Origin of the sequence: Microlunatus phosphovorus NM-1 (assembly GCF_000270245.1) — a bacterium.
Taxonomy (GTDB): Bacteria; Actinomycetota; Actinomycetes; order Propionibacteriales; family Propionibacteriaceae; genus Microlunatus; species Microlunatus phosphovorus.
Genome location: NC_015635.1, coordinates 2,597,792 through 2,610,374, shown reverse-complemented (window position 1 = coordinate 2,610,374; position 12,583 = coordinate 2,597,792). Strand labels below are relative to the sequence as shown.

At 66.9% G+C, this 12,583-nt stretch carries 10 protein-coding genes; all 10 read left to right on the top strand.

Going from position 1 to position 12,583, the window contains the following annotated elements; all coding sequences use genetic code 11:
- The first annotated feature begins 142 nt into the window (after nucleotides 1-142).
- The 10 genes from MLP_RS11800 (at nucleotide 143) to modA (ending at nucleotide 12,566) form a co-directional block, all read left to right on the top strand.
- Entirely contained in the window at nucleotides 143-1,051 is a 909-nt protein-coding gene (locus MLP_RS11800) for a LysR family transcriptional regulator (RefSeq protein ID WP_013863319.1), read from the top strand.
- A 50-nt stretch (nucleotides 1,052-1,101) separates the two neighbouring features.
- Nucleotides 1,102-1,839, top strand: a complete 738-nt coding sequence (locus tag MLP_RS11795; RefSeq protein ID WP_013863318.1) for a GntR family transcriptional regulator — start codon at nucleotides 1,102-1,104, stop codon at nucleotides 1,837-1,839.
- Between the two features lie 186 nt (nucleotides 1,840-2,025).
- A complete protein-coding gene (locus tag MLP_RS11790; protein WP_013863317.1) occupies nucleotides 2,026-4,056 on the top strand; it encodes an oxidoreductase in 2,031 nt (676 codons plus the stop codon).
- Between the two features lie 43 nt (nucleotides 4,057-4,099).
- Nucleotides 4,100-4,876, top strand: a complete 777-nt coding sequence (locus tag MLP_RS11785; RefSeq protein WP_013863316.1) for an electron transfer flavoprotein subunit beta/FixA family protein — start codon at nucleotides 4,100-4,102, stop codon at nucleotides 4,874-4,876.
- Between the two features lie 61 nt (nucleotides 4,877-4,937).
- Complete coding sequence (locus tag MLP_RS11780) at nucleotides 4,938-5,918, top strand: electron transfer flavoprotein subunit alpha/FixB family protein (RefSeq protein WP_013863315.1); 981 nt, start codon at nucleotides 4,938-4,940, stop codon at nucleotides 5,916-5,918.
- A 44-nt stretch (nucleotides 5,919-5,962) separates the two neighbouring features.
- Nucleotides 5,963-8,146 carry a cytochrome b/b6 domain-containing protein gene (locus tag MLP_RS11775; RefSeq protein WP_013863314.1) on the top strand — a complete coding sequence of 728 codons (2,184 nt, stop codon included), beginning with the start codon at nucleotides 5,963-5,965 and terminating at the stop codon, nucleotides 8,144-8,146.
- Nucleotides 8,147-8,736: 590 nt separating this feature from the next.
- Nucleotides 8,737-10,056 carry an MFS transporter gene (locus MLP_RS11770; RefSeq protein WP_231851455.1) on the top strand — a complete coding sequence of 440 codons (1,320 nt, stop codon included), beginning with the start codon at nucleotides 8,737-8,739 and terminating at the stop codon, nucleotides 10,054-10,056.
- Between the two features lie 107 nt (nucleotides 10,057-10,163).
- Nucleotides 10,164-10,553, top strand: coding sequence for a universal stress protein (locus tag MLP_RS11765; protein ID WP_013863312.1), 390 nt, complete (start codon nucleotides 10,164-10,166; stop codon nucleotides 10,551-10,553).
- Between the two features lie 400 nt (nucleotides 10,554-10,953).
- Nucleotides 10,954-11,754: a hypothetical protein gene (locus MLP_RS26305; protein ID WP_013863311.1), complete on the top strand. Its 801-nt coding sequence runs from the start codon at nucleotides 10,954-10,956 to the stop codon at nucleotides 11,752-11,754.
- Between the two features lie 29 nt (nucleotides 11,755-11,783).
- Nucleotides 11,784-12,566, top strand: a complete 783-nt coding sequence (modA, locus tag MLP_RS11755) for a molybdate ABC transporter substrate-binding protein (RefSeq protein ID WP_013863310.1) — start codon at nucleotides 11,784-11,786, stop codon at nucleotides 12,564-12,566.
- Nucleotides 12,567-12,583 lie beyond the last annotated feature (17 nt).

Below are 12,583 nucleotides of genomic sequence, written 5' to 3'. Positions count from 1 at the left end.
GCCCACGTTCGACGATCTTGCCGGTAGTCATATAGGCGTTGCCTATATGCTCACGGCAGGAACTGACGGGTCACCACGCACCAGACCCCTCGGACCAGACCCCACACCAGACACCGTGCCGAACTCGAGATGCAGGAAACCGATGACGATCGTGCAGATCAACTACTTCCTGGCCGCAGAGGCAGCTGGATCGCTGTCACACGCCGCCGGCGAGCTCGGCGTGGCGCAGCCGAGCATGTCGGAGCAGATCCGCAAGCTGGAACAGCATCTGGGGGTCGCTCTGTTCACCCGGGCACGGCAGGGCCTTACGCTGACCGAAGCCGGCCGCCAGTTCCTGCCCCATGCCCGGCGAGTGCATGACGAGTACACCCAGGCGATGGAGTCGGTGTCCGGGATTCGTGACCGGGAGAGCGGCACGGTCGCCTTCGGCGTGTTCAACAGTGCTCCGTACGTGTTGTCAGGCCTGATTCCTGCGTTCCGCGCGCGCTATCCCAAGATCGCGGTCCGGATGATCGGCGCCAACTCCGCCCAGATCGCCGACGCCGTTCGCTCCGGGCAACTCGAGGCGGGCTTGGTGGCGCTGCCCATCGACGCCCGCGGCGTCACCATCGGCGACGTGCTGTGGTCCTGCGAAGCCGCCTACTTCCACCTCGATCCAGAGGCCACGGCGCGGCCGGTGTCGATCGCCGATCTCGCCGCCAGGCCGCTGGTGCTGCCCGATGCCGGCTACGCCGACACCGACCCGACCCGCCAGCAGCTCAGCATCCGAGCGCAGCGACAGGGCTTTCCACTGGTTCCGGACATCGAGGTGGAGACCGGCGCCGCCGCGCTCTCGGTAGCAGCCAGCGGACTCGCCGGCGCGATCGCGTCAGTGCCGGTCGCGGAGGCCCTCGGCTACACCAAGCACCTGACCTGGGCCAGCCTCGACCCACCGCTGATCGAGACCTTCGCGGTGATCACCCGCGACCCCAACAGCCTCTCCCCCGCCACCGAGGCCATGATCGAGCTGGTCAACCAGCACATGAGGATGCTGCATCAAGAACACGAATAGCTCCCGAGGCACTGGGCCCGACCAGACACCTTCTGTCTAGACTCCGCAGCGTGACGGAATCGGTGCGCCAAGGCTTGCGAGCCAGACAGCTGGTCGCCCGGCCGTCCCTGCGCGAACTGGCGCTGGAGGAGATCCGGCTGGCGATCACCACCGGACAGCTCGACGAGGGGCGTACCTATTCGGCGGCGGGGCTGGCCAAGGAACTGGGGATGTCGCTGAGCCCGGTCCGCGAGGCGATGATGTCGCTGGTGTCGGAGGGGACGGTCGAGGCGATCCCCAACCGGGGCTTCCGGCTCCGTCCGATCAGCGCCGACGACCTGGAAGAGATCATCCGCATCCGGATCATCTTGAGCACCGCTGCCGCCGCTGAGCTCTGCGCTCGTGCCCGAGCCAGCCATGCCGGGGGCAAACCAGACGATGGGATCGATGCGCAGTTGGCCGAGTTGCAGCACCTCGCCGACGCCGGGATCGTGGCGATCGAGGCCGTCGCTTACGAGGAGTTCTTCCGGCTGGATCGAGACTTCCATCGCCTGTTGCTCGAGTACGGTCTCGGCCAGCGTGCCGCCGACATCAGCTTGCGGCTGCGCGACCAGTCCCGCATCGTCGGTCTCGGACGGCCACCGTTTGCCGCAGACCGGCAGACCGCACAAGACCTCATCGACATCGTCGAGTTGTTGCGCGCGGGTCGCACAGATGACGCTCAGCGTGCGGTGACTCGAAATCTGTACTGGTACAAGCGGATTGTCGGTCGGGCCGAACCGGATGATTCGGCACCGGCACCTCGATGAAGGCCCCAGGGAGGACACGATGCCGAGGCCCTATTGACTTTGCGAACGCCAGGCCGTAAAACTCTCCTACGACCAGTAATCGACTACCGATTACCGGCCGCCGACCGCTAGCTCGACAGGGCGAGCTCCGCCTCGGTCCCGCCCGCCGACGCCACCACAGAACCCCCTCTGAAAGCGTGGAAGCACATGACCGACGATCCGCTCCTGCAGCCCTTCACCCTCGGCAATCTGACCCTGCGCAACCGCATCGTCTTCACACCGCACGAGCCGGCCTACACCGAGGACGGCATGCCGAAGGACCGCTATCTGGCTTATCACCTCGAGCGGGCGCGGGGCGGCGTCGGCCTGATCGGGATCGGCGGCTCCGCGGTCGTCTCCAAAGACTCCCCTGCCGTCTTCGGCAACATGGACGTCACTCGGGACGAGATCGTCGGCTGGTTGCGCAATTTCGGCGACGCCATGCACTCCGAGGACGCCAAGGTCGTCATCCAGCTGACCCATCTGGGCTGGCGCGCGTCCAACATCTTGGGTGACTGGCTGCCCATCATCGCCCCGAGTCGGCTGCGCGAGCCGGCGCACCGGTCTTTCACCAAGGCGATGGAGGAGTTCGACATCGATCGGGTGGTCGCCGACTACGCGGCAGCCGCTCAGCGGGTCAAGGCGTCGGGTCTCGACGCCATCGAGTTGATCCATGGCGGTCACCTGCTCGATGCCTTCCTGCTCGATCGGATGAACTTCCGCGACGACGACTACAACGGTGACCTGGACAACCGGCTGCGGTTCTCGCTGAAGGTGATCGATGGCATCCGGGCGGCCGTCGGCGACGACTTCGTCGTCGGAGTCAAGATGGTCTTCACCGATGACGCCGACGGCGGCATGCGGGAGGACCTCGCCACCGAGATCGCCAAGCGCTATGTCGATCACGGCATCGACTTCATCAATCTCGTGGTCGGCTCGACCTCGAGCGATGCCGAGTTGTCGCGCAACATCCCCGGGATGGGCACACCGTCCGCGCCCAACCTCGAGATCTGTCGCCGGGTACGTGCGCAACTCTCCGTGCCCCTGCTGCACGCCACCCGGATCACCGATGCCGCCACCGCTCGATTCGCGATCGAGGACGGCTGCGTCGACCTGGTCGGCATGACCCGCGCGCACATCGCCGACCCGTATCTGGTGCGCAAGATCGCCGAGAAGCGCGACGACGACATCCGGCCCTGCGTCGGCGCGAACGCGTGCCTGGACGCCATCTACGTGTCCGGTTCGGCGACCTGCATCCACAACCCCGCCACCGGCCGGGAGCAGACGCTGCCGCAACTCGAACCCGCCTCGCCGCAGCCCGGCAAGCGGGTGGTCGTCGTCGGCGCCGGTCCCGCCGGGCTCGAGGCCGCCCGAGTGTGCGCCGTCCGGGGACATCAGGTCACCGTGCTGGAGGCCGACTCGACGTACGGCGGACAGGTGCGGATCGCGGCTCGCTCGAAGCACCGTCGGGACCTGATCGGCATCGTCGACTGGCGCTATCAGCAGGCGGTCAAGCACGGCGTCGACTTCCGTTTCGACGTGCTGGCCGAGCCGGAGGACATCCTCGCGGAGAACCCCGATGTGGTGATCATCGCGACCGGCGGCATCCCCGACACCGACTACGGCGATGTCCGGGCCGAGGTGAACGATGTCTGGGACGTCATGCAGGACAGCCTGAAGAGCAAGAAGCGGGTCATCGTCTTCGACGATCACGGTTTCTATCCGGCGTTGGATGCGGTCGAGCGGCTCGCCACGAACGGCCAAGAGGTCATCTACGTGACCCCGGAACGTGCGATCGGCGTCGACGTCGGTGGGATGAACTCCCCCGAGTATCTGAAGACCTTCTCGACCTACGGCGTCCAGACCGTGCTGAACGAGCGCCTGATCAAGACCACGCGAGGCGAGGGACGTACGGTCGTCGCCACCCTGCGGAACGAATACTCCGACCGGGAGACCGAGCTGCGCGCCGACGCGCTGGTCATCGACCACGGGACCAACCCGAACGATGAGCTCTATTTCGCCCTCAAGGATGCCTCGCGCAACGGCGGCGATCTCGACCGGACCGCACTGGTGGCCGGCGAGCTGCAGCCGCCGGTCGACGGCGACGGCTTCCTGCTGTATCGCATCGGTGATGCGGTGTCGTCGCGTAACGTGCATGCTGCACTGCTCGACGCCCTGCGCATCGGCATGGGGCTCTAGCGCCCAGCTATCAGAAGAATCGGACTCCTAGGAACAAGGCCAGATGAAGATCGTCGTACTGATCAAAGAGGTCCCCGACACCTACAACAAGCGGGTGCTGGACCTGGAGACCGGGCTTGCGGACCGGGCGGCCAGTGACGCCATCCTCGACGAGAGCAGCGAGCGCGCGCTGGAGGTCGCACTCAGCCATGCCGAGGTCAACGACGACGTGGAGATCCTCGCCCTGTGCCTCGGGCCGGAGAGTGCGGCCACCTCGGCACGCAAGGCATTCGCCATGGGTGCCCACCGCGTCGCGCACATCGCTGACGACGCCCTCCTCGGCGCCGACATCGGCCTCACGGCCGAGGCGCTCGCGGCAGCGATCCGGCAGGACGGGTTCGATCTGGTGATCGCCGGCAGCACCGCCACCGACGGTACGTCAGGCATGGTGCCGGCCGCCTTGGCGGAGTTGTTGGATGCCGCCCTGCTCAGCGGTCTCAGCGCGGTCGACATCTCCGGTGAGGCGGTGGCCGGCACGCGCATCACCGATGGGCAGGTCCAGCAGCTGCGCGCCGCCTTCCCCGCGGTCATCTCCATCACCGAGGCGTTGCCGGAAGCCCGCTTCCCGAACTTCAAGGGCATCATGGCCGCGAAGAAGAAGAAGATCGAGCAACTCGACCTCACCGAGCTCTCGGTCGAGGCCGATCGCGAGGACACCGCGCGGTCGATCATGCTGTCGATCGCCGAGAAGCCGCCCAAGCAGGCCGGAGTCCTGATCGTGGACTCCGGCGACGCCGGCGAGCAGCTTGCCGCCTTCCTTGTCGACAACCACCTGGCCTGACGAGATGATCCAGCCCGAGACGATGCCGTACGAGACGAATGTCTGAGACGAGAAACTACAGATGACCACTTCTTCCCAGTCCGCCATCCTGGTTGCCCTGACGTCGGTTTCCGGCACACTCGACGGCTCGGCCCGTGAGTTGCTGGGCGCAGCATCGCAGATCGGGACACCGGTCGCCTTGATCGCCGTCAAGGGCGGCGACGCGGACTCCGCCGCCGCGGCCGCCGCCGACCTCGGCGCTGCTCGGGTGCTGCTTGCCGAGATCCCGGACGGATACGGTACGGTCGCCACCGTCGATGCGCTTGCCGCGGCGGCACTTCGGGTGAATCCGGAGGCGATCCTGATTCCGCACACGGTCGACGGCCGCGACCTCGCGGCCCGCTACGCGGCGCGTACGCGTTCGGCACTTGCCGCGAACGCCGTGGGAGTCTCCCGTGACTCCGAGGGAGTCGTCGCCCACCATTCGGTGTACGGCGGCGACTACGACGTCACCTCGACGGCAACCTTCGGAGCGCCGGTGATCACCGTACGGCCGGGTGCGGTCACCGCCCGCGCCGAGGCGGCTCCGATGGTGGCGCAACGGCTCGACTATGCGGTCTCCGGCAAGCCGGAGCCGGTCGTCGAGTCGGTGGAGCCGGTCGCCGAGTCGGGTTCCTCGCGCCCCGACCTGCGCAGTGCCCGCCGTGTTGTCTCCGGAGGCCGTGGCCTGGGCTCGGCCGAGAAGTTCGCCCTGGTCGAGCAGCTTGCCGATGCGCTCGGCGCCGCGATCGGCGCCTCGCGTGCTGCCGTGGACGCCGGCTACATCCCGCAGTCCCATCAGGTCGGCCAGACCGGTGTCTCCGTTTCGCCGGACCTCTATGTCGCACTGGGGATCTCCGGGGCGATCCAGCACCGGGTCGGCATGCAGACGGCCAAGACCGTGGTCGCCATCAACACCGACGAGAACGCCGCGATCTTCGGCGTCGCCGACTTCGGCGTGGTCGGCGATGTGTTCACGGTGGTTCCCCAGCTGATCGCCGCCCTCGAAGCGCGTAAGAGCTGACCCGTGACCGTGTTCGATGGTCGCACTCCCGAGAGGCTCCGCCCGTGACCGTCCTGCGTCCTCTTCGCCAGGGGCTCCCGCGCGTTCCGGGCGGTGAGCCCTGGCCGCCGGCGGGCGTCGTCGAGGTGGAGGATCGGCCGGACTATCTGGCCGAGACGGCCGGACTGGCCGCCGCCCCGGCGGGAGACCTCGACCCTGCGGAAACGACCGCGAGCGTCGAGGTGGTCTCCTCGGTGGCTCAATCGTCGGCATCGACAGTCGCAAATGCAGCACCCGTGGTGACGAGGGAGGAGCGGCGAGTGCCGCTGCGCCGTGGACTGCCGCGGATACCAGCCGGCGAACCGTGGCCACCCGAAGGTTTCGGCGTGCTGACCGTCTCCAGCGACGGGTTCGACCTCAGCGTGGTCGCCAGTCAACCGGCGGGATCCGAGGCCGTCCCGCCGTCCACGGTCGCCAGTCAAAGGTCGGGATCCGAGGCCCAGCACGCGGCCACGGTGGTCCCGGTGGCCGCTCCGACCGCAGTGACAGCACCGGCTGCTCCGGAGGCGGTGTCCGCAACTGCTGCTCCGGCGACGGTGTCAGGACCTGTCGCGGGGACCGCCGGTGCGCCTGCCCTGGCTGCGTCGGCGACCGAGGTACGGCGGGTGCCGCTGCGCCGGGGACTGCCGCGAGTCGCGGGTGGCGAACCCTGGCCGGCTGCGGGCGACGGCGTACTGACTGTCTCGGTCGGCGAGTTCGATCTCAGCCCGCCGGCCGAAGCCGCAACCGCGCCCGCAGCACCGTCGCTGCCCGCTACAACCGAGCCGGCTGTCGCGGTCTCGACGACCACAGAACGCGTTCCGCTGCGGCGCGGGCTGCCGCGAACTGCAGGCGGCGAGCCGTGGCCGGCTGCTGGTTTCGGCGTCCTGTCGGTTCCTGTCGTACAGGAGGAACCGACCCCTCCGACGACCACCGCTGATCGTCTTGAGAGTGCCGCATCCGAGACCCCCACGGTGGCGCCGACGGCCCCGACGGCTCTGGATGATGACCGCGATATCCCGGCAACGAGTGTGTCCACCGCGGTCGCGGCCACAGATCAGGCGGCCGTACCCGCTCCCGCAGCCAGCCCGACCCAGGCAGCCCGCCCGACCTCCCCCGTCGACCCGACCCCGGCGGCCGGTGCATCCCCGACCGCCCGTCCCACGGCTCCCGGTGCCCGCCCCGCCCCTGCGGCCCGCCCGACAACTCCTCCAGCTCGCCCGGCCGCCAGGCCGGCGGCCCGATCGGCTGCCAAGCCGGCAACCGGCACCTCTGCCGAGCGGCAGCCTTTCAATCTGGCCGCCTTCTTCACCAAGGTCGTCGAGGCGGTGCGGTTCCCGGCCCTGGCGCTCGTCGGAGCCATCGCTGTCGTCGGCGGTCTGTTCATGCTGGTGCGCTGGATGATGGGCACCGACGCGCTGGCGGAGTTCCTGGTCAGATATCCAGGCGAATACCCGCTGCCGGAAGGGGCCGAACCCGGGTTTCCGGCGTGGGTGCGCTGGAATCATTTCCTGAACATGTTCTTCATCATCTTGATCATCCGCAGCGGGTTGCAGAACCGCTACGAGAAGAAGCCACCGGCGTACTGGACGCCACGGTGGTCGGGCTTCGGCGGCGGTAAGAAGATCAGCATCTCGCTCTGGCTGCACCAGATGCTGGACATCTTGTGGCTGCTCAACGGCATCGTGTTCATCACGCTGCTGTTCGTCACCGGTCACTGGATGCGGATCGTCCCGACGAGCTGGACGGTCTTCCCCAATGCCTTGTCGGCGATGTTGCAGTATCTCTCGCTCGACTGGCCGACCGAGAACGGTTGGGTGGCCTACAACAGCCTGCAGCAGCTGACGTACTTCACCATCGTCTTCATCGCCGCCCCGCTCGCCGCGGTCACCGGCCTGCGGATGAGCGGACTGTGGCCGGCCAAGGCGCAGCGGCTCTCGACCCTGTATCCCGTCGAGCTGGCCCGGGCGGTGCACTTCCCGACCATGCTGTTCTTCGTCTTCTTCGTGATCACCCATGTGGCGATGGTCTTTGCCACCGGAGCGCTCAGAAACCTCAACCACATGTTCGCCGGCACCGACTCGACGAACTGGGCCGGCTTCTGGATCTTTGTCATCGCGCTGGCTGCGATCGCCACGCTGTGGGAGTTGGCGCGACCGATGATCCTCGCGCCCATTGCCAGCCTGCTCGGTCAGGTGACCCAGCGCTAGACGCCTCACGCCTCGGCGATGACTGCGTTTCCGTCAGACGTCGGCTTTCGCTGCATCTCCGCCCTCCCGAGACGTTTCGCACCGCCGGGCCACGGACGAACGTGAACCGCGGGTAGGACGCGTACGCCTTGCGCCCGCGGGACGCAAACGACCGCCCACCCCCGAAGCACGTACAGGTACGCAAGCAGGTCTCGACTCTCGCAGCCTCTCGGTACTGCGAGCGTCCCTATTGACACGGCGACATCTCTTGCCATACTCTCAGGCACGCTGGTTGTATGACAACATGACAATCACCTCTGAGGCCACGTGACCCCACACACCGACCCCACGACGTCAGATCGTCTGTCCCGTCCGCACCGTCGAGGGGCTGCGACTCCTTGCCGTCCGGACGCCGTGTTCCGCCAGCGCCCCCGTGGACCCGCGCGCCTGCGAGTCCAGATAACCCCTGATCTCAAAGGAGAGACACCGTGTCAGGAACTGCCCATGTCAGTTGAGTTCGAAGCACCAAGCAAGAGTCCCGCCAATCCATCGCACCGGACACGCGTTGCGGTCCCCGACTCGAGGGGTATCTGATGTCGTCTGCTGCACCTGTGTATGAAAGATCGTCCGATGCCTTCAAGAAGAGGTTCATCTGGCGGCTGATCGTCGTGCTCGTCGGCGGCATGCTGCTCGACGGCTACATCCTGGGCATTCTCGGTCCGGTCACCGGCACCTTGAAGGTCGAGATCGGCTTGAGCACGGTGCAGATCGGCGCTCTCAGCGCGATGGCCCTGCTCGGGATCCTGGTCGGTTCCCCGATCGGCGGCTGGGCTGCTGACAAGTGGGGTCGCCGGCCGTTGTTCTTCGTCGATATCTCACTGTTCGTGCTCGCCTCGGGGGCACAGATCTTCGCCGGCTCGTTCGAGACCTTGATCATCATCCGATTCATCATGGGCATCGCGATCGGTGCTGAGTATTCGGTCGGCTGGCCGATGCTGGCAGAGTTCTCTCCGCCTCACCTCCGCGGCCGGCTGATGGCCACGATCAACCTGGCCTGGTTCTCCGGCTTCGCCATCGGCTACACCTTCGCCACCCTCGCCACCGAGGCCGGCGTGCCCTACCGGCTGATCCTCGGCTCCTCCACCATCATCGCCGTCGCCTTGTTGATCGGTCGGATCGGCCTGCCCGAATCCGCCCGCTGGATGTGGAACGTCGGCAAACACGAGGAGGCCCGTCGGGTCACGTACAAGTACATCCAGGACCCCGAACGAGAAATCGCCGACCTGGAACGCGAAGTCGTCCACGATGGGCCCAAGAAGGGCATCAAGGAGCTCTTCGCCCCCGACTACATCCGGTCCACCGTCTTCGTGTCCTGGTTCTGGTTCTGCAACGTGTTGCCCTTCTTCGGTATCGCGACCTTCGCCGGCGAGGTGCTGAAGCAGTTCGGCATCCACGGCCTGTTCGGCGAGCTCACGATCCAGGTCACCGCGGTCGTCGGTGTCGCGGTCACCATGTTGCTGATCGACAAGGCCGGCCGCCGCGTCTTCACCGTGCCGCCGCAGTGGATCACGCTGGGCATCTTCCTCATCCTCGGATTCTGGGCGGGTGCCCCCGCGAGCGTGGTGCTCATCCTGTTCTTCGCGTTCGCGTTCTTGAACGCGGTGAACGGTGTGCTCACCTCCGTCTATCCCGGCGAGGTGTTCCCGACCGAGGTCCGTGGCGTCGGCACCGGCTTCGCCGCCGCCGTCTCCCGACTCGGCGCGGCCACCGGCACGTTCCTACTGCCGGTCGGCATCGAAGCCGTCGGCATTCAGCCGGTGATGCTGATCCTGGCCGTGGTGGTCCTCTCCGGTGCGATCGTGTCTCAGCTCTGGGCGCCGGAGACCAAGGGCAAGAGCCTGTCCGAGACCGCCGCCGGTTTCGGCCACTGACCCATCGTCCGCGCAGTTGAGGAACCGGTGGCCCGCAGCCGCTGCTGCCCGGTCACCTATCCTCGCTCTTGCCTGATATCAATGAAGAAGAAGGAGATTACAAGACCATGACTGTTGCTGTTGCCTACAGTGACTCCCCACGTGGCGAGGCCGCGCTGCGCGCCGCAGCCGAAGAGGCCGTGCTCCGGGGCACCGAGTTGGCTGTGTTGAACATCATTGCCGGTGTCGATGAGGTCGAGACCAACGACCCGGCGGTGGAGGCCGATGTGGCCGCCAAGCTTGCTGGAGTGGACGGTCTGACCTGGACGCTCTACACCGCACCGGAGGAGTTCGACACTGCCGAGGCGCTGCTCGATCTGGCCGAGGAGGTCGGCGCCACACTGCTGGCGATCGGCTCCCGGCACCGCACCCGGGTCGGGAAGCTGCTGCTCGGCTCGACCGTGCAACGCGTGCTGCTCGAATCAACCATCCCGGTCCTCGTCGTCAAGACGTCCTGACCGACGGATAGCACTTTCGAAGAGCCCCTGTTCCTGCCCATCTGGCAGGGACAGGGGCTCTTCCTTCGTTTGCTTCGTGGATTGTCGGCGACGCCTGCTCCAGACCAGTCAAACCTCTCAATGTCGAATCGTCATTGAGATCCGCGAATACGTCACCACTGTCGTCAATATGTCGTGAGTGCTGCTGTAGTGTCGCCTACCGACCGCGAATGCGGAGATTCACTCGGAGGTGTCACCAGGCATGAATCGCCATTCCCTGAACCCCCTCAGGGCCACCGCGACGGGAGTTCTCGTCGCCGTCCTCGCTGCACTCCTGCTCATCAGCGGGGCCACTCCGGCGTCGGCGACGGGCAAGTCCCGTCATCGGCCCTCTCACCCGAGCCACGCGAGATCGATCACGGTGGGAGGTCAGGTCGTCACGCCCGCCAGCTACTCTGCGGCCGATCTCGCGGCCTTGCCGCAGACAACCCTGCCGGACCAGCGTGAGCGTCGGGCACGGCCGGATCTGACCGGTGTCCTGCTGGAGTCGCTGGTCACCGCTGCCGGTCCCCAGACGCCGGCGGTCAAGAACGCCGACTTGCGGGTCAGCATCGTCGTCGCGGGCAAGCATGGTGCCGTTGCCGCCACTTTGGCCGAGCTGCAGCCTCGGTTCGGCAATCACCCGGCTCTGCTCGTCACCCAGGGTCACGGTCGTCACGCCCGAACGGATCTGGTGTTCCCCGGCGATCGCGGGACGCAGCGCACCGTCCACGATGTCAGGTCGATCAAGTTGTCGGTCGCCGATCCGGCCTTGCCCACGGGACTGCCCACCGGCGCCCTCAAGATCACCACCGACCGGGGCTCCGTCCTCGTGACCGCCCGGCAGCTGGCCAAGCTGCCTCAGATCACTCGCACGGTGACCTTCGCCTCAGGTAGTGGTCAGCAGACCCGCGTCGAGACCGGGCCGACGCTGGCCGCGGTGCTGCGTGCCGCCCATGTACGTACGACACCCACCAGCGTCGTCGCGGCCATCGCCGACGACAGCTACGTCTCGACGGTGACGCCCGGTGAAGCGACCAGCGGCCGCCGCACGCTGCTGCTCTCCCTGGTGGAGGTCGGCACCGCACTCACCCAGCCGCGACTCGTCACCGACGGCGATATCGCCGGAGGTCGCTACGTCAGCGGCCTCCTCGGACTCCAGGTGACCAACACCTGCCGCTGACCAGCAGCATCACCCTCGAAAGGACAATCATGCGTACGAAGACCCCAACCGCCATTGCCGCAGCGCTGCTCGGCCTGAGCCTGGCCGTCGCCGGCTGCAGCAGCTCCAGCGCCCCGGAGAGCTCGACCACCGAGTCCACGAAGACCGTGACGGTGTTCGCCGCCGCGTCGATGAAGACCACGTTCACCGAGTTGGGCAAGACCTTCGAGGCCAGCCATGCCGGCACCAAGGTGACGTTCAACTTCGCCGGCTCGCAGACCCTGGCCGAGCAGATCACCCAGGGTGCGCAGGTCGATGCCTTCGCCTCGGCCAACGAAGCGAACATGAAGACGGTCACTGACGCCGGGCTCAATGCCGCGGAACCCAAGATCTACGCCACCAATGTGCTGGAGATCGCCGTACCGCCGGACAACCCCGCCGGTGTCGCCTCTTTCGCCGATCTGGCGAAGAAGGACGTTAAGGTCGTCGTATGCGCTCCCGCGGTGCCTTGCGGCGCCGCCACGGAGAAGGTCGAGAAGGCGACCGGGATCACGCTGTCCCCGGTGAGTGAGGAGCAGGCGGTGACCGACGTCCTGGCCAAGGTGCAGGCCGGCGAGGCCGATGCCGGTCTGGTCTACAAGACCGACGTGCTCTCCGCCGGCGACACGGTCAAGGGTGTCCCCTTCCCGGAGTCGAAAGAGGCGATCAACAAGAACTCGATCGTCGGTCTGAAGGGTCCGCAAGCCGCTCTCGGCCAGGAGTTCGTCGATCTCGTGCTCAGCAGCGACGGCCAGAAGGTCCTCGCCACGGCAGGATTCGGTCCAGCCGAGTAGTGAACCAGCTAGCACAG